General features: G+C 36.0%; 14 protein-coding genes. 5 read left to right on the forward strand and 9 right to left on the reverse strand.

Translation table 11 applies throughout. The features are described 5' to 3' along the window. Positions 1-20 precede the first annotated feature (20 nt). The 3 genes from ACMHJ2_RS09755 to ACMHJ2_RS09765 all read right to left on the reverse strand — a co-directional run bounded on the left by ACMHJ2_RS09755 (position 21) and on the right by ACMHJ2_RS09765 (position 5,212). Positions 21-3,062 carry an AAA family ATPase gene (locus tag ACMHJ2_RS09755; RefSeq protein WP_413512708.1) on the reverse strand — a complete coding sequence of 1,014 codons (3,042 nt, stop codon included), beginning with the start codon at positions 3,060-3,062 and terminating at the stop codon, positions 21-23. Positions 3,063-3,069: 7 nt separating this feature from the next. Beyond that, complete coding sequence (locus tag ACMHJ2_RS09760) at positions 3,070-4,287, reverse strand: metallophosphoesterase family protein (RefSeq protein WP_413512709.1); 1,218 nt, start codon at positions 4,285-4,287, stop codon at positions 3,070-3,072. Between the two features lie 220 nt (positions 4,288-4,507). Then, positions 4,508-5,212: a DsbA family oxidoreductase gene (locus ACMHJ2_RS09765; protein ID WP_413512710.1), complete on the reverse strand. Its 705-nt coding sequence runs from the start codon at positions 5,210-5,212 to the stop codon at positions 4,508-4,510. Positions 5,213-5,440: 228 nt separating this feature from the next. On the opposite strand from ACMHJ2_RS09765, the gene ACMHJ2_RS09770 reads away from it, so the two are divergent. Next, positions 5,441-6,688, forward strand: a complete 1,248-nt coding sequence (locus ACMHJ2_RS09770) for a PKD domain-containing protein (RefSeq protein ID WP_413512711.1) — start codon at positions 5,441-5,443, stop codon at positions 6,686-6,688. A gap of 232 nt (positions 6,689-6,920) precedes the next feature. Here ACMHJ2_RS09770 and ACMHJ2_RS09775 read toward each other — a convergent pair whose 3' ends face one another. Beyond that, positions 6,921-8,087, reverse strand: a complete 1,167-nt coding sequence (locus ACMHJ2_RS09775) for a CynX/NimT family MFS transporter (protein WP_413512712.1) — start codon at positions 8,085-8,087, stop codon at positions 6,921-6,923. Between the two features lie 129 nt (positions 8,088-8,216). Here ACMHJ2_RS09775 and ACMHJ2_RS09780 point away from each other — a divergent pair, with 129 nt between their 5' ends. Continuing rightward, complete coding sequence (locus ACMHJ2_RS09780) at positions 8,217-8,996, forward strand: helix-turn-helix domain-containing protein (protein WP_413512713.1); 780 nt, start codon at positions 8,217-8,219, stop codon at positions 8,994-8,996. A 45-nt stretch (positions 8,997-9,041) separates the two neighbouring features. Here the strand turns inward: ACMHJ2_RS09780 and ACMHJ2_RS09785 are convergent, their stop codons facing one another. Further along, positions 9,042-11,078: a dipeptidyl-peptidase 3 family protein gene (locus tag ACMHJ2_RS09785; protein ID WP_413512714.1), complete on the reverse strand. Its 2,037-nt coding sequence runs from the start codon at positions 11,076-11,078 to the stop codon at positions 9,042-9,044. Positions 11,079-11,201: 123 nt separating this feature from the next. Next, entirely contained in the window at positions 11,202-11,765 is a 564-nt protein-coding gene (locus ACMHJ2_RS09790; protein WP_413512715.1) for a DUF1572 family protein, read from the reverse strand. Between the two features lie 309 nt (positions 11,766-12,074). Between ACMHJ2_RS09790 and ACMHJ2_RS09795 the strand changes: the two genes are divergently transcribed. Continuing rightward, entirely contained in the window at positions 12,075-12,548 is a 474-nt protein-coding gene (locus ACMHJ2_RS09795) for a GNAT family N-acetyltransferase (protein ID WP_413512716.1), read from the forward strand. Positions 12,549-12,678: 130 nt separating this feature from the next. Then, positions 12,679-13,854: an MFS transporter gene (locus tag ACMHJ2_RS09800; protein WP_413512717.1), complete on the forward strand. Its 1,176-nt coding sequence runs from the start codon at positions 12,679-12,681 to the stop codon at positions 13,852-13,854. Positions 13,855-13,856: 2 nt separating this feature from the next. Here ACMHJ2_RS09800 and ACMHJ2_RS09805 read toward each other — a convergent pair whose 3' ends face one another. Further along, positions 13,857-14,636 (reverse strand): AraC family transcriptional regulator, encoded by a 780-nt coding sequence (locus tag ACMHJ2_RS09805; RefSeq protein WP_413512718.1) that lies wholly within the window; start codon positions 14,634-14,636, stop codon positions 13,857-13,859. 87 nt (positions 14,637-14,723) lie between these two features. Here ACMHJ2_RS09805 and ACMHJ2_RS09810 point away from each other — a divergent pair, with 87 nt between their 5' ends. After that, a complete protein-coding gene (locus ACMHJ2_RS09810) occupies positions 14,724-15,860 on the forward strand; it encodes an MFS transporter (RefSeq protein WP_413512719.1) in 1,137 nt (378 codons plus the stop codon). A 5-nt stretch (positions 15,861-15,865) separates the two neighbouring features. Here the strand turns inward: ACMHJ2_RS09810 and ACMHJ2_RS09815 are convergent, their stop codons facing one another. Next, entirely contained in the window at positions 15,866-16,900 is a 1,035-nt protein-coding gene (locus ACMHJ2_RS09815) for an endonuclease/exonuclease/phosphatase family protein (RefSeq protein WP_413512720.1), read from the reverse strand. A 3-nt stretch (positions 16,901-16,903) separates the two neighbouring features. Further along, positions 16,904-17,752 (reverse strand): rhomboid family intramembrane serine protease, encoded by an 849-nt coding sequence (locus ACMHJ2_RS09820; protein WP_413512721.1) that lies wholly within the window; start codon positions 17,750-17,752, stop codon positions 16,904-16,906. Position 17,753: the final 1 nt, after the last annotated feature.

Consider the following 17,753-nt stretch of genomic DNA (forward strand, 5'->3'; position numbering starts at 1 on the left):
CTCTTTTTCTTAGCGTCATTTTAAGAAGTAACTACAATACTTCCTTTGTCCTCATCTTTTACAATGGATAAAGATAAGGGAATTCGCTCTTGCAATTCATCTACATGGGAGATAATTCCCACGATTCGATTCTCTTTGTGTAAACTACTTAACGTTTCAAAAACAATCGTAACCGATTCTGCGTCTTGGGTTCCAAATCCTTCATCAATAAAGAAAAAATTCTTATTTGACTTAGATAAACTCTGTATACTTTCTGCCAACGCTAAGGCCAAGGAGAGAGAAACTTGAAAACTTTGTCCGCCTGATAAGGTTTTAACACTACGAGCTTTTCCGTTATTCAGATAATCTATAATTTCAAAATCATTGGTTTCATTGAGTTGTAAACTCAACTGATTATTGGTCAAACGATGAAAACGCTGATTGGCAATATCGCAAAGGTTACTCAAATAAATACTCGATACATAATTAACAAACCCAGCTCCCTTGAACATATTATCCAAAAGATTGATGTTTTTTAATCGCTTTTCAACCTGATTAAACGCTTCTAAAAGCGTTGTTTTTTCTTTGTATTCTTTTTCCAAACGCTCTATATCACCCGCTAATCTCACTACTAAGGTTGTTTGCTCTTTGACTTGTTGTTCTAAGCTTGCAACCGTTTCTTCTTGCATTTGAAAACGAGATTGATCAAAAGCAATCGATTCGAGTTTGGTTGACAAATGCTTGACTTGATTGCGCAGTACTTCTAATTTCAATACAAATGCTTGAATGGCTGCTCGAGTTTCTTCTACTTGTATATTTTTAGCCAAAATGCTTTCTACGTCTTGAATCGTCTGAAATTGAAACGCTTCGAGTCCTTGATTTACCTTTATTGCAATGCTTTGTAAGGCAACCGTTAATTCCTCTAGGGATGCCTGTATATTTTTCTGCTCTGTTTCTAAAGACGCGAGAACTGGCACCAACTGCTGTAGGGTTTGTGTGAGTGATTTATACGATTGCTCCACCTCAACAATCTTCTGCGCTTTCACTTTAATTTCCTGCTCCAAAGTCGCTTTTTCTTCGGCTAACTTTTCACGGAGATTAATTAAGTGGATTTGCTTTTCTTTGGATTCAATTTCTGCTTCCAATCTCGCTTGTTTAAGCTCAAGGTCCACGAGTCCATCGGTATATTTTTCTACATTACTTCTAACGATGTCCGCGTCTTTTATCGCCTGTTGTTGTTGATATTCTGCTTTTTCAATCGCTTCATTAAGTTGTATGGCTTTTTGTTTGAACTGTTCGAGTTGTTCTATATTTCCACTTTCAACCTCATTCCAACAATAGACCTCTTTGTGTTTGTTCGTTACTTCTTTCTTTTCTTGAATTTGGATTAATAGCTCCTTATATTGAACTTGAAGTAGGTGTTTTTTATCAAGCAAAGCTTGAATTTCTCTTTCTTTATGATTTAACGCCTGTTCATCTTCTTTTATTTTATCTAGTTTTACTTCTAAGTCAACAAGCAACTTTGAGACATCTTCTCCTACTAGAATTGCTGGATGTTCAAGTGCACCACACAAAGGACAAGCTTCACCTTCATGTAAGGCGGAAGCATACTGAGCCAATTGTTGAGAAACACGCAAATGATTCAATTCACTTGTGGCTAACGCATGAATTTGCTGATTCACTAGCCGTTGTTGAGCTAGCCGCTGTAACCATTCTTCTTCTGTTGTAAAATCTAAGTGTTCCAGTGCTTGTTCCAAGCGCTGAATTTCTTGTTGTATTTGTGTTTGCTTTGTTGCTAATTCACGTTCTGCGCGTTGAAAATAGTCAAGATCCGTAAACCATTTATCTAAAGCCATCAATCGCATTGGATCTATTCGATCTCCTTTTAATTTCTTGAGCTGCTGCTCGCTGACTTCAATATGGGTTTGTTTTTCTACTAATTCTCTCTTCGTTTCTACAACGATTTCCTTACCTTTAGTTAAACGTTCTGCCAATCCATTTTTGGCCACTGTGGTTTCTTGAATAGCCTGTACGATTTGCAACTCTACTAATTCTGCTTTTTCTCTTTCTAGTGCCTCATATTGCGTTTCAATCTTACTAAACGCTGCTTTTACTTGGAAAAACTGTATTTGTTTGCCTTGAAATTCTTTTTGTTTTTCAAGGAAATTGGCTTGTTTCTCTTGGAGTTTTACCGTTATTTGTTGCTGTTCTAGGAGTAGAGAACGAAACGTTTTATCTACTTTTTCATATTGTGCTAATGCTTGTTCTTGCGCACGCACGTTTTCTGCTTTTTCTTCTAATTCTTGTAGACTCTTGCGACTGTCTTCTAAGGTTTCGAAATCACTCTTTACGGCTTTTAGTTGTTGATAAAGTTCCTGCTCTTTTTTGTATATACTCGTGATTTGCTTTAACTGTTGGTCTTCTTTTTGATGTTGCGTTGTATGCGCTGCAATTTGCTCTGGAGTAAGCAACGAAAAACGCTGCAATTGCCCTTGTAGGTGGTCGTATTTTTGGCGTGTTTCACTATACAACGTTTTGGTTTTCCCAGCCAAATCGAATCGATCTAAACCAAAAATCTCTTGCATCATCTTGGTTCTGTCTTTTCCCCCTAATTCAATAAATTCTTTAAATTTCCCTTGGGGAATACTAATGGTGCGTTTGAAATTCTCATAGCTCAAACCAATTACCCCCTCTATATCCAAATCAGGCAAAGGAATCCACTGCTCTTCTTTCCAGTGATACAACACGGCATCTCCACGTTTTACATCTTCAAAACGCTTCGAATTGCGTTTAAATTCTCTGTAAATTCGATATTTTTCTTCTTTAAAATTCAAAAATTCAAAATCAATACTCAAGCGATCTGATTTTAAGTTCATCATGTTATATGCGCGATTATCTCGTGCATTTAATCGCTCACTTTCTCCATAGAGCCCAAAAGAAATGGCTTCTAAAATAGAGGATTTACCGGATCCTACTTTTCCAAAAATTCCGAACAACCCCGCTTGAATTAACTGGGTAAAATCAATGACTTGTTTTTCTTGGTAAGAGTAAAAACCTTCTAAGGCTAATTTAATTGGTATCATGTAAGTCTTAGTTTATAATTTCATTGAATAAGTCCATTATTTCCGCATTAGGTTCTTGCCCGTTGTTTTTTTGTTTAAAATAATCGGCAAATAATCCTTGTATATCTTGTTCGAGGTTGACTTGTTTTCTTTGATTTTGATTGGATTGATGGGCTAAATTAACCACAGGTATAAGGGTAATAATACCATCATGGGCTTGATGAATTCGCTTAATATCGTCTGCTTTTAAAAAGGTATCACTAACAAGTGTTAGCTCTACTAAATGGTCTGGATTCTCTTGCAACCATTCCACCGCTTCATCTACAGATGAAAATCTTTTTCGCGTCAAAGGACGTCCTTTCGTCAATGGGATTTTTTGATAGGTAGCTGTGGTATTGGGTTCTATTTCAACAAGCATCACATATTTTTCTTGTCCTGCTTCGCTAAAGCTATAACACAACGGACTACCCGCATAGACCACAGGGCGCTCCACCTCTCCAATTTGATGCGCGCGATGTAAATGTCCAAGGGCTGTATATTGTATTTGTTTGGGGATACTATCACTGTAGATTAAATCAGCATTTCCGATTTTTAAGGGTTTCTCTCCATCGGGTTCTTCGAGTTCTTCACCCCCCTTTTTCATCATATACAGATGGGAAATCAAAAGATTCACTCCTTGGGTATCACAATAGGCTTGCGCAAGGGTTTCCCAACTATTTTGCAATACTTCATTCAATGCGATTGTTTTATCTGCTACATGCAGGGCCTTTTTCAAACGCACTTCGTTTGCATAGGGTGTATGTATGATGCGGATAGGAAAAGGAATGTGATTAAAGGTAAGTTCTACAAATCCTTCTACCGATTGGGTTATTGCAAAGGTTTCCTTGTCTTCAAAAGGCTTGACCACGGTATTGGGTAAGCCTATTAATAGAATGCCACAAGCGCGTGCCAACGGATCGGGGGCATCAATTCGCTCAGGGCTATCGTGATTTCCTGCAATTGCCAAAACAGGACGTTGTCCATTACGCGTTAAACGGCGCAGGGTTTTATAAAATAAATCCTCCGCTTCAATTGGGGGGTTAAAGGCATCAAATAAATCACCTGCAATTAGAACTGCATCTACTTGGTGTTGATCTGCAATCTCACAAATTTCATTCAACACTTCTCGCTGTTCTTCTATTCTAGAAAAATTATCCAAACGCTTGCCTAGATGCCAATCTGCCGTATGTAATAGCTTAATTTTCATTGTTACTTTGGTGTTTACTCTTCAAAGATAAGGGATTAATTGGAAATGGTGATGGGTGAAGGGTTATGGATTGAACATCCCTAAATAGGGTTGACCCTTGACAAAAAAGAGGTCGAATCAAAAATAACGCTCTATTTTCAATTCGACCTCTTTTCTATGCTGCGATTGATTTAAAGTTCTTTATTGCATTAATCAAATTCTTCAGCCATTGCCCAAAAAACTAAATCTCACATCCTTCTGGACCGCAAGCATTGGCATCTGGATTGCCTTTCATTTCAAATTTAGGTTGGCTTTCTTCAAACGCTTGTGTTAAGGCTTCTGCAAATGTATCTACGGGCTGTGCTCCAGAAATACCGTATTTGCGATCAATTACAAAAAACGGAACTCCAGAAATCCCTAATGTTTGGGCTTCATCAATATCGTTTTTCACCTCTTGGGTATGCGCTTCACTAGTCAATAAAGCGATAACCTCTTCTTTATTTAAACCAATATTCGTGGCTATTTCAGTCAAAACTTCAATTTGTCCTACATTTTTTCCTGCTGTAAAATGAGCATAAAATAATGCTTCTTCCATTTCATTTCCCTTGCCTTTGCTTTGTGCGAAGTGAATTAAACGGTGGGCTCTAAATGTATTTACTGGAATTGAAATGTCTTGTCTAAAGTCAATATCTACCGCCAATCCTGCTTGTTGCAACTGAGTCATCATTCCTTCAATTTGCTCTTTTGGCATTCCTTTTCTAGTCACTAAATAATCGATTGTCGATTCTGCTACCCCTTCAACGGGTAAAGTAGGATCTAATTGAAAACTCTTCCATTCTACTTCAACCTTATCCTTAAAAGGCAATTGTTCTAATGCGTCTTCAAAGTGTTTTTTTCCTACATAACAAAAAGGACACATCACATCGGACCATATTTCTACTTTCATTGCTATACATTTTTAAATTAAAATAAGGGCTTTTTCCATCCCCTTATTTCAAAGATACAATTTAATGAGGATTTGTTGCTAAACCTTTAACAGATGCTCCTTTCGTTTTTTTATCTCGCATCCAATACTCAAACATATAGCTTACAAATTGCTCATTTTTCATTTAACAATGCTAATTAGTATTATTCCTTTTTTAGTATTTTCAATCCACCAAAACACAGAGAAACTATGAAACAATTCTACCTCTTATTTATTTTTATTTCAACCTCAATTTTGTCCTATGGGCAACTGCATAAAAAGGTTTATTTTTTAGGTAATAGCTATACCTATTACAATAATTTACCAAGCTTAATCCAAAAGACAGCTCAGTCCATGGGAGATGTATTGGAATATGATTCAACCACAGGTCCAGGTCTTTCTCTTCAAGATCATATGTATAACCCTGCTGTTACTACTAAGCTCAATAGCAAAGCATGGGACTACGTTATCTTACAAGACCAGAGCCAACGTCCTGCTTTGGATGATTACTACACCTTTCCTTACGCTGCTGTATTAAATGATCGCATTAAAAACTCATCGCCCTGTGCAAAGACGTTATTTTATATGACTTGGGGTTATAAAGAGGGAGATAAAACAAATTGCAATCGCGGATTAACCCATATGTGCACCTATGAAACCATGGATGATAGAATCTACTATACCTATATGCGTTTAGCTATAGCAAACAAAGCACATGTATCTCCAGTAGGTAGAGTATGGCGCAAAATTCGTCAGCAATATCCTGTATATGAACTATACGATGCAGATAAATCTCATCCTTCCTTACTGGGGTCTATGGTAGCTGCTTATACTTTTTACACTCTTATCTACAAAAAAGACCCTACTACAATTTCATTCAATACTGGATTAACTACTGAACAAGCACGTAACATCAAACGCCTTGTAAAAGAGCTCGTTTACGATGATTTAGAACAATGGTTTGTGGGTGTACACTACACCAATGAGGCTACTTTTGAATTTGAAACTATGGATGTACCAACAGTAACCTTCACCAATACAACGGCTTCTTTTGAACAGGTTCATTGGGATTTTGGTGATGGTAAAACTTCTAATGAACCAAACCCTGTTCACGTTTACGAACAAACAGGGGTATTTACAGTTACGCTCACTGTTACAAGTTGTAGCGAAACGTATACCAAACAAGCTGTGGTTACAATCGAAACTTTAAGTACGTTGAAATTTGGTAATACTAATTTTTCAATCTATCCAAATCCAACGCATGATTATCTACTAATTCAAACTGAATTAGAAGCTACTTTTCAAGTGTATGATCTAACAGGCAAAAAGCTTCATCCTGTTATCTCCATACAAAATGGTTTTTATCAATTGGATGTTCGCCACCTAGCGAGAGGGACGTATTTACTACAAATTGAAACATTAAATGGGCAAGAAAAATATAGATTTGTAAGAAAATAATCTCTTTATTTAAGGAAAGAAAATAAATCTTTCAATTTTTTTGCCTAGTTTTACCACTGTATAAATTAATTATTAATTCACCTTATACATTTTTTATACAGTTGTCTATATATTATCACACTATCAACTCTATAGATTAAAGCAAAAGGAAGCGTATTGGCTTCCTTTTGTTATATACGTTTATTTTATATTTTTATAGTGTTACTGCAATAGGATCACCCGTTTTTTTGATTTATTTCACCCAACTCTCTTTTCCTGCAATAATTCCCGAAATCAAAAGTGTAGTGGACATCACCAACAGGAATACTAAAGAATAAATCCAATCTTTCGACAGGTCAAATAATGCTCCAAAGATAGGTGGACCACAAGCGGCAATAAGGTAGCCAAAAGATTGTGCCATACCTGATAATTCCGATGCTTGCACTGTACTTCTGGTACGCAAAACAAATAACAACATGGATAAACTAAAGGCCAATCCACTGGCTAATCCAATTAGAATACACCAAAGTACAATATACTGCGTTCGGAAAATGATAATACCCAAAATTCCTGTCAAGAACAAAACGCCAACCCCAATAGCTAAGCCTTTTTGATTGTTCATTTTACTTGCGATGATTGCTCCAATAAAAGTCATGGGTAATTGTGCAAATTGTACATAAGACAAAATCCATCCAGAGTCTTCTACGGACATTCCCCAGGTTTGCATTATTTTGGGTAACCAAGCCGCTAAACAATAAAATAAGAGAGATTGAACGCCCATAAAAACCGTTACTGCCCAAGCTAAGCCTGATTTATACAGTTTAACTGTTGGTTCATCTAGGGCAAAGTCGCCTTTTATTTTATCTTCCTTCTTCTTTTTTACTTGTGGAATCCACACCAAAATCGTTACCAACGAAAGAATCAACCAAATACCAATAGACCCTTTCCATCCCATCGCAGTAGTTGACCCCAAATGGATACTAAATCCTGCGGCCAAGGCTGCTGTTAGATTCATTGCCACCGAATAGATACCCATCATACTTCCCACTTTATGTGGGAAATTGTTTTTAATAAAAGCGGGCATTAATACATTTCCAACGGTAATAGCCGTCCCCACTAAAGCCGCTCCTAGAAATAGAGAAACAATACTTCCCAAAGGACGAATGAATAAGCCAATGCTCAATAAAATTAAGGACAGTAGCAATACCACTTCCATTCCGTATTTTCGAGAAAACCTTGGAACAATACCCGACAGAAAAGCAAAAGCCATTAAAGGAATCGTTGTAACTAGTCCAGCAGTGGTATTTGATAAAACTAAAGCTTTACTTATTTCACCAATCACAGGGCCTACTGAAGTTAGAGGTGCACGAAGATTTGACGCAATAAAGATAACGCCGAGTAACATCAAGATTTCTTTCATCTTTGAAGTTTTTTCCAGGTGCTTAGGTATCGTATTGCTCATATTTATTTGTTGCATTTGTTTGACAGGTCAAAATTAAAAGGAAATAAATGATTATATTCGGCATATATCATAACTAAAACGACAAATATGTATGGACCCGAATTAGTCGATCAAGTCAATAAAAATGGTTTTGTTTGGCATGCAGAAAACTGGAAACACAACAATGAGTTTCACCATCACCACAAAGCACAGCTTGTTTTTGTAGAATCGGGTTACCAATATCTACACACCCAAGACAACCAGTTTTTGCTGCCTCAAAATCATGCGGCTTGGATTCCGTCGAACCTCCCGCATAAAACGACCTCTGCTTCTGAATCTGTTTCTTTGCGCACTTTATATTTTAATACAGATGGAATGCCTCCTTTTTATGATGATTTGTATTTATTTTCTGTTCCGACCGTATTGAGAGAGATGATTATGTACACGGAAAAATGGTCCTTAAATAGAAAATATCTGCAAAGTGAACAAACCTTTTTACTAGCCATTTTAGAAGAACTGCCTTCGTTTATTCAAGCGTCAATTCCCTTGATTGCTCCAGTACCCAAATCGGCTCATTTATTAGCTGTTACCGCTTCTATTCATCGATCCTATACTACTGCTATTTCAATTGAAGATCTAGCGGCAAAAAGTTTTATAAGCATGCGAACTTTAGAACGGCAATTTAAAAAAGAAACGGGTATTAGTTTGGCTAAATACATTCAAATGGTACGCATCATTAAATCCTTGGAGCTCTTAAGTGAAGGGCATTTAACGATTGGTGAGATTGCTTTTCGCGTGGGTTATACGAGTGCACAATCCTACAGCAATGTCTTTACTAAACTCTTAGGCAAACGCCCGAGTGCTTATTTTGAATCTAATACAAAATAGGAAAGCCAACTTTTTCAAGTTGGCTTTCCTATTTTAGGGTATTAATTAATTCTCTACAGGTAAGAAATTGTATTCTTTTGCATAGAATAACATTTGTTCTTCAAATGTTTTAGGTTGTTTAATTACATAATCTGTAACTTCACCTTTATCATTTGTAACTGGAACAATATATGGATTTACAAATCCTCTATAGGGTGCAGCATTAAACTTCGAATTGCGTTCAAGTACTTCTTTGTGGATAGCTTGATCGACTTTCACTCCATAGGTTTCTACTAATTTTTTAGCTGCATTGTAGTCTCCTTCTGATTTGATGCGTTGCGTTTCTTTTAGTAATTCTCCAAATAGAGCGTGTAATTTTTCGTAGTTCGTAATATTGAAATAGGTTTTTCCATCGCGCACTACTTTCTCAATTACATTGTCTTTTTTACCTTTTTCGAACACCCAAGCACTTACCCATTGGCGGTTTCTCATATGAGCCTCTTCAATATCTGCTCCTGGTTCAAGGCGAACTAATTGCGTCATTAATCCATTTCTGATATATCCATCATAAGCAGCCATACCAACCGATTTCCAATCTTCTACCAATCCTATTTCTTGTAATTTAGGGTTGTATAAATAGAATAAACCAACTAAATCAGCACGTCCTTCTTCTAAAGTTGAAGCATAGCTTTTTAGGGTTTCTTTTGGTTGACCGATTCCTGGGTTGATTTGTCCCGAAGCATGTCCAATTACCTCATGCAAAGCGGTGTGTAATTTATCGGCTAATTCGCCATATTTCTCTTCCAATTGTACTTCCTGCTCATCATTTGCAAACTCTTTTAGTTTACCTGATCCTCCAGCGTGATTATACGAATCGATAATATTACCCAATGAAATTGATTTTGATCCGTGTTCGGCTCTAATCCAATCTGCATTTGGCAAGTTTACACCAATTGGTGTTGAAGGCGAAGAGTCTCCAGATTCAGAAGCAACAATTACCGTTTTATAAGTAACTCCCGTAACGTTTTTCTTTTTGTGCTCCGCCATTAACGGTGAATTGTCTTCAAACCATTGGGCTTCTTTAGTAAGTACTTCCATTTTCTTAGACATGTCAAAGTCTTTGATTTGTACTACACTTTCATAAGAAGCTTTGTGTCCTAATGGATCATTATATACTTCGATAAATCCGTTGTTGTAATCAATATTACCTTCCGTTGCTCCAACCCATGCTACATTGTAATCGTCCCATGTTTTTAGATCACCCGTTTGGTAGTATTTGATTAATAGTTTCAACGCATCTGCTTGTTTTTGATTTTCAGCAACCGTTACTGCTTTTTCCAACCAAAAAATGATTTTGTCAATCGCTTGGCCATACATTCCGCCGCTTTTCCAAACTTTCTCAACTAGTTTGCCATTTTCCTTTACTACTTTAGAATTTAATCCTGTAGAAAGTGGGCGCAAAGGATCGGGGCTTTTCATTTTGTTATAAAACGCTTCTACCTCAGCTTCAGAAATTCCATCTCCATAGAAATTAACGGCAGAACCTTCTACTAAGCCTTTGGCTAAATCAAGATTTACTTTTTTGTTGTCTACCTCATTAAATAATATATCGGCAACCCCTGCATCTAAAGTTGTTTTCGTTGCTTCTAACAAAGTTGTGAAATACGCTTTATTGAAACCAGGTTTGATTTTCTCATTCGAATAATGGTGGTGAATACCATTGGAGAACCATACTCTTTTTACGTAAACAACGAAGTTTTTCCAATCATCTGTTCCTTTATCGCCTGCATAGTTTACATAAATACTTTCTAAGGCTTGGCGAATTTTTAAATTGTGTTTATAATTCTGGTCCCAAATAATATCGCGTCCAGCATATCCTGCTTGACTTAAATAGTAAACTAATTCTTTTTCTTTCAAGGTCAAATCTTCCCAACCTGGAATTTGATATCTCAAAACTTCAATATCAGCAAACTGATCTACACTAAATTCAAAATTATCGGTTGCTTCCACTGTATCTTTTTCTACTTCCTTTTCTTTGTTTTTTCCACATGATATTGCCATTGCCGAAGCTAATACAATACATGCCATTGTGTTTAATTTCATAATTGATTCTTTAATCGTGTTTCAACAAATATATAAAATATGAATGTACGATTCACATTTCAATACTGTCAAAAGAGTTTATTTTGTTTTTTTGGGGCCGTTTTTCGGTCTATTTTTTTTAGTCTATTTTTTTAAAAAATCATCCGTAAAATGCGTATCTGAACTTGGCTTACTAAATTTCTCTTGATTGTAATCTTGCGATTGATTACGGGGAATTGATAGTGATTGCCAAGCTTGATTTTTGATCAATTTACCAATAAATACGATTTGTCCAATATGATAGGGATAATGCGCCAATTGACGGTACAAGGCTTCACCCACGGTATGATCTTGATTTCTAATTTTGATCTTAGCCTCAATATTTTCAGAGGTAATTGTATCCAATACCTCAAATAAGATTGTCCAGCTTTTTTCCCAATTGGTTATTAATTCATGCCTATCATAAATTCCAACAGCAAATTCACGATCTCTATCTCTCCACTCTTTTTCTCCATCTTCTGTAAAAAAATTGGTGAAACGCGACGTTAAATTTCCCGATATATGACGCATCAACATAGCAATAGAATTACTTTCTTCATTGTATTGCCAATTCATTTCCTCTTGAGATAACAGCAAGATTGTTTTATCTGCTAATAAGCGATAATACTCAAACTGTTTGCGAATACCTTGTACTTCTTGTATTGTCATGAATTGCTTGTATTTAATTTCTTCTAATTTACTGCATTTTAAAGATAAATAGGTGTTAGAGCTAAAAAAAAATGGCATCTAGGGTACTCTAAAAGTACTTCATAAAGCCGTTCTAATTTCACCTTTATTTTTTTATTTTTCACAACCAAATAAAGCATATTGGCACAGTAGTTGTGTTTTTATTCAAAACGTTTTTTCATACTACTTTTGCCCTATACGTCCCCTAATTTCGTATAGGGCATTTTTTTTATTCAACCAAAAAGCCTTATTTTGTAGTAAACTATCTTCTCAAATACGATGCTGTTAGAAATGAAAAGAACGTTCTTTAGGCTTTTAACGCTCAAAGACAAAGAAGCTTTATTTGCTATTTACTCCGATAAAGAAGCCATGCAATACCGGACTACACCGCCTTTTGAAACCCTTGATGAAATTGATGGTTATCTTGAACAGGTAGAACAAGAGCATCGATCAGGCAAAAAATTTCGTTGTGCTATTGTTCACAAAGAAACGAATCAATTGATGGGTACTGCTGTATATACGATTCTCGATCAGGAGTCTGCGGAAATAGGTTTTTCCATTGGGAGAGCTTTTTGGAAAGGAGGCTATGGAACGGAAGGAACCTGGGGATTAATTGACCTCATCAAGCAACAAGAGCCCTATATCCGACGTATTATTGGCGTTGCACAAACAGCAAATGAAAAATCAGTTCGCATGATCGAACGCATGTCTTTTACTTTTATCGAACAACGGGACGATAAAAGTTTTTTTGAATACAAAATTTAAAATAAACAACACCCCCTTTATTTACAGTCTTTTGAACCAAATAAAAGGGTTGTGTTTTTTTAAAATAACCTGGGTGTAAGGTTGTTTAGACCGATTTATTCCAATAAATTTGCGGCAATTCATTTCAACTATGTCTTCACTTTCCCCATCGATGCATCCCATATACAACCTACAATTTATTTTAGTTTGTTTGAGTTCTTTGTTATTCTCTGCTAGTTTTAATATGCTAATTCCAGAATTACCTGATTATTTATCGAGTTTAGGTGGAGCGGAATACAAAGGATTAATCATTGGATTGTTTACGATTACAGCGGGAATTTCAAGGCCTTTCAGTGGAAAATTAACCGATAAAATAGGACGAGTTCCCATTATGGCCATTGGTTCGATTGTTTGTTTTGTTTGCAGTTTACTCTACCCTATTTTAACCACGGTTTCTGGTTTTTTATTCTTGCGATTATTACATGGTTTTTCAACTGGATTTAAGCCTACAGCTACTGCAGCTTATGTGGCAGATATTGTTCCGAAAGAACGCTGGGGGGAAGCCTTGGGATTACACGGCATTTGTTTTAGTACAGGGATGGCCATTGGTCCAGCAATTGGCAGTACCATAAAAATTTACACTTCTATTAATTTTTTGTTTTATACTTCGGCTTTATTTGCACTCTTATCGATTTTGATTTTGTTGAATATGAAGGAAACACTCAAAGAAAAAGAGAAATTTTCCTTTTCACTTTTTAGAATTTCTCGCAAAGATTTGTTTGATTTCAATGTTTTTCCCGCCGCTTTAGTTACTTTTTTATCCTATATCGCTTATGGGGTTATTTTGACTTTAATTCCAGATTGGACGGGCCATTTGGGACTTGAAAACAAAGGTATTTTCTTTATGATTTTCACCATTTCTTCTTTGTTAGTTCGCTTTTTTGCAGGAAAGGTATCCGATCGATATGGGAGAGTTATAATTATTAACATTGGCTTATTTTTATTGGTTCTCTCACTTCTCATTATTGCGTTTTACCAATCGGTTAATGGCTTATACTTAGGGGCGTTTATGTATGGAATTTCCCTTGGTGTTTTATCTCCTGCCTTAAATGCATGGACCATTGATTTTAGTTCACCGGATCAAAGGGGTAAAGCTATTTCTACGATGTATATCGCCTTAGAAGCAGGGATTGGCGGAGGTGCATTTGCCGCGGGTTGGTATTACAGAGACCATATTGATCATATTCCGACTACGATGTATGTCAGTGCAGGAATCATACTTTTGAGCTTGATCTATATGTTTTCCAAAAAATTCAAAACACACTAATCCTACCTCGTATTAAAGTATTTCGCAGGTGTTATACCCCTATGATTTTTAAAAAATTCAATAAAAGCGCTATCGGATGAAAAGTTCAATTGATCGCTGACTTCTGAAAGGGTTGTTTTTTCAGCTAAAAGTTCAATCGCTCGATAAATGCGCCACTGTTGACGCCAAGCTTGGTAAGACATATCTGTTTCGCGTTTAAAAATTCGCGTAATTGTTTTTTGACTCGCTCCAACCTGTTTTTCAAATTCATGTAAAAAAGGAGGTACGTTTTTTTCAAGCATAAATTGATGCATGAAGGATTGCAAGCGATAATCCGAAGGAATACGCAATTCATGGTCTACTTCTTGCGCCTCATAGAATTCATCCCAAAATACTTGAAGTATATGTTGCTGTTGTACGGTTGGCTCTCCTATCCAATCCCACCAACAGATTCGCTCAATGACTTGTGCTAATAAAGGAGAAACGATTCGTGCTTGTAACCCTAAGTCTACAAGTTCAGTTTTTCGAATCGATAAATAGATGGATCGATAAGCTACCACATTTCTAAACGTTACCCGATGTTCAAGACCCGCTGGAATATACAATATCTTTTGTGGGGGTAGAATTATTTGACAATTTCGCGTTAGCAAAGTCATGCATCCGCTTGGAGCATATAGAATTTGTGCATGGTCTGTATGGCAGTGAAAGCCAGAATCATGTTGCACCAGATCTGAAGCCAAACCGATTACCTCTTGCTCAATTTGCCTTAAATTTAATTCTTGTTCTTTTGTCAAATAAGCCATTTGTCCGATTTTTGATATTTTTTGCTTTTATCCTGTTATAAAGATAGCTTGAATTCTTCGGAATTTTGCTTTGTAACTAAAAAAGAGATGAAAGCAAAATTACAACTAAGTTTTATGGTTCTTCTACTGATGTTTCCTCAGTTTGTTGAAACCATTTACAGTCCAGCTTTACCGAGTATTACAGCCTATTATCACATTACAGAAACACAGGCCTTACTAACTATTAGTACGTATTTTATAGCCTTTGCTTTAGGTGTAATCTTTTGGGGGATTCAAAGTGATTATCTTGGGAGAAGAAAAGCCATGTTAGGAGGTTTGGTAACCTATCTACTTGCTTCTACATTTGCTTTAGTAGCGCCAAGTTTTGCCTTTCTTTTAGCGGCTCGAATACTAGCGGCATTTGGAATTGCGGTGGGATCTGTGGTTACCCAAACCATGCTGCGCGATAGGTATACCGGTCTAGAACTCAATAAAGTTTTTTCCATCATGGGAATTGCACTATCCATTAGCCCCGTAATTGGTTTATTTTTTGGAGGAATAACCGTTTCTTTTCTGGCGCATTTCGGTGTTTTTGCTTTATTGGCTATACTCGCCTTTTTTGTGCTTATTAAAGCATATTATCAATTACCTGAAACCAAACCAACACAAGTTAAAATCACTAAAAAAGAGCTTTTGTTACTTGCCAAAAAAATGTATACCGATCGCTGTATTTGGCGCTATGCTTTGTTAATAATGAGCTACAACGTTTTGTTGTTTAGTTATTATTCCTTTGCTCCTTTTATTTTTGAATTAAATGGATATGACTCCTCTGTCTATGGTTATAGTGGGATTATCTTAGCTATAGGATCATTTGGAGGAAGTTATTTCAATAAAATTTATATCACTAAAGGTATCGTAAGTTCTACCCTAATTCTCCTATCAGCTAGTTTAGCACTTGTAAATGCGCTATTAGTCTTTTTACTGGTCGATTCTATGTGGTTTTTACTTCCTGTATTAGGGATTGTAGCCTCTTTTGGAATTGCTATTCCAAATATTCTAAGTCAGGCTCTACTTCCTTATAAAACTGCGCTTGGTTCGGCAGGTGCTCTATTTGGTTTATTGTATTACTTACTTATTGGCTTGGGCTTATATTGCAGTAGCCTTATTGGTAACTTAGGAAGTGTATTACTTGTATTTGCTACTCTTGCATTGGTGTTGGCACTTACTTTACCGAAACAGAAGTAATGCCCTTATTTTTCATCAAAAGCGAGACGTGTAACAATTGGAAAGTGATCGGAATTTCTAAAATCGCTATAGGTAGTAAATGCTTTTACTTCAATACTCGGATCAACAAAGACATAATCGATGCGCATGGGATAATAGGGGAAATCGTAGCTTTTTCCAAATCCACTACCCGCTTCAGTAAAGGCATCTTTGAGGTCTCCTTTAATATTGCTATACACATAGGAAAAGGCACTGTTATTCATATCCCCGCATATCACTTTGCGGTGAGAAGCATCTTTCATATGGGACTGGATTAATTCCGATTGCAATTGTTGCTCTTTGAACGCATTTGAAATGCGTCTAAAAATGCGTTTTGATTTTTCTTCATCCAATTTCTCATGGATATCTGGACTAATACTCACCGACTGCAAGTGAATACTATACACTCGAATTGTATCCGATTGAATTAGTAAATCCGCAAAGATGACATTGTTATTGGAATTTGGCAATTTAATTTCTCCTTTGTCTATGATTCTATATTTAGAGTAAATAGCTTGTCCGGTAATAATTTTATCTCCGTGTGAAACTATATATTTATAGGGATATTGTTTAAAACTCAGCCCTGCACTTTTAGAATATTCTTGTAAACACAAAATATCGGGATCTTGTAAATCAACAAATTCTTTTATTTTTTGCGGTACTAACTCATCGGGAATCCATTTAAATAAATTGAATAAACGAACATTATAAGTCATCAACACAATATCATTTTGAGCTGTTGCTTCGTTTTTGCCTGTAATCTTGTAAAACTTAGTAATAAAAGTAATACCCAATAACAGCGTTAAAGCAGATAGAATAATTTGCTTTTTTACTTGAATCCCCCAATAGAGTAAAAAGAAAAAATTAATTAATAAAAGAGAGGGCAGAATTAGGGTAAAAACGGATAAAATCGGAAATAATTTTGGGGCTAAAAAAGGCAATACATAGCCTAATAATGTTCCTAGTACAACCAGAACATTAAAAGAAAATATAATTTTATTAAACCAAGATAATTTCCTCATATTTTATTTATTTCCCTGACGAAAAAGAAAATCCTTTTCATCTTTGCTTAAACTTTCATATCCAGACCTGCTAATTTTATCCAAAATAACATCGATTTGCTTTTGGACAGCGGCCGCCTTGTTGTTCTCTTTATTACTTTCTTTGTTGTTCTCTTTATCTCCATTTTTATTGACATAGACCTTCTTAAAGGTTGATTTTTCTTTGGCTGTTCGCTTTTTGGGCTTTGCCAGATCAATGCCTTTTTTCAATAAAACCATATAGCCAAAACCGACAAGTGCCCCACCTAAATGGGCAATATGTCCACCTACATTGCTTGATGACAATTGGAATAAATCAATGACAATAATAGCACCTGCAATATAAATCATTTTTATTCTACCTAAAAGCGCTAAACGCACTTCCATAGTAGGAGCAAAAGTAGCTAAGGCAATGAGAGGCGCCATAATCGCTGCAGAAGCTCCAACTAGCCCATATCCCATTTGAAAAAAGAAAGAGCATAAATAATAGAGCATACTTCCACCTATTGCTCCAATAAAATAGACAAACAAAAATTGTCGAGATGAAAAAAAGGTAAAGAAAAGATTACTAACAAAGAATAACATAATCATATTCAATAGTAAATGCCAAATATTTGCATGTACAAAAGAATAGGATACAAAGGTCCAAAAACGACCTAAGGTAGCCACTCCATCCGCTACAAAAGCGACATAGGGAAATACGCTATGATATACCGCAGAAAAAACGATTGAAAGTCCGTATAACAAAACAAAAGCCACAACATTGGCAATAATCAATAGTTGAACTTTATCTCCTAATTTAAGATTCCTCTTTAAATCATCTATTCCTTTCATC

Origin of the sequence: Myroides odoratus (genome assembly GCF_965118575.1) — a bacterium.
Classification (GTDB): Bacteria; Bacteroidota; Bacteroidia; order Flavobacteriales; family Flavobacteriaceae; genus Flavobacterium; species Flavobacterium odoratum_B.

Excerpts from the sequence above, each read along its gene's own strand:
- ACMHJ2_RS09770 (WP_413512711.1), top strand. The coding sequence starts at position 5,441 with ATGAAACAATTCTACCTCTTATTTATTTTTATTTCAACCTCAATTTTG.
- ACMHJ2_RS09815 (WP_413512720.1), bottom strand. The coding sequence starts at position 16,900 with ATGAGGAAATTATCTTGGTTTAATAAAATTATATTTTCTTTTAATGTT.
- ACMHJ2_RS09780 (WP_413512713.1), top strand. The coding sequence starts at position 8,217 with ATGTATGGACCCGAATTAGTCGATCAAGTCAATAAAAATGGTTTTGTT.
- ACMHJ2_RS09820 (WP_413512721.1), bottom strand. The coding sequence starts at position 17,752 with ATGAAAGGAATAGATGATTTAAAGAGGAATCTTAAATTAGGAGATAAA.
- ACMHJ2_RS09760 (WP_413512709.1), bottom strand. The coding sequence starts at position 4,287 with ATGAAAATTAAGCTATTACATACGGCAGATTGGCATCTAGGCAAGCGT.
- ACMHJ2_RS09785 (WP_413512714.1), bottom strand. The coding sequence starts at position 11,078 with ATGAAATTAAACACAATGGCATGTATTGTATTAGCTTCGGCAATGGCA.
- ACMHJ2_RS09810 (WP_413512719.1), top strand. The coding sequence starts at position 14,724 with ATGAAAGCAAAATTACAACTAAGTTTTATGGTTCTTCTACTGATGTTT.
- ACMHJ2_RS09800 (WP_413512717.1), top strand. The coding sequence starts at position 12,679 with ATGTCTTCACTTTCCCCATCGATGCATCCCATATACAACCTACAATTT.
- ACMHJ2_RS09755 (WP_413512708.1), bottom strand. The coding sequence starts at position 3,062 with ATGATACCAATTAAATTAGCCTTAGAAGGTTTTTACTCTTACCAAGAA.
- ACMHJ2_RS09790 (WP_413512715.1), bottom strand. The coding sequence starts at position 11,765 with ATGACAATACAAGAAGTACAAGGTATTCGCAAACAGTTTGAGTATTAT.
- ACMHJ2_RS09765 (WP_413512710.1), bottom strand. The coding sequence starts at position 5,212 with ATGAAAGTAGAAATATGGTCCGATGTGATGTGTCCTTTTTGTTATGTA.
- ACMHJ2_RS09795 (WP_413512716.1), top strand. The coding sequence starts at position 12,075 with ATGAAAAGAACGTTCTTTAGGCTTTTAACGCTCAAAGACAAAGAAGCT.
- ACMHJ2_RS09775 (WP_413512712.1), bottom strand. The coding sequence starts at position 8,087 with ATGAAAGAAATCTTGATGTTACTCGGCGTTATCTTTATTGCGTCAAAT.
- ACMHJ2_RS09805 (WP_413512718.1), bottom strand. The coding sequence starts at position 14,636 with ATGGCTTATTTGACAAAAGAACAAGAATTAAATTTAAGGCAAATTGAG.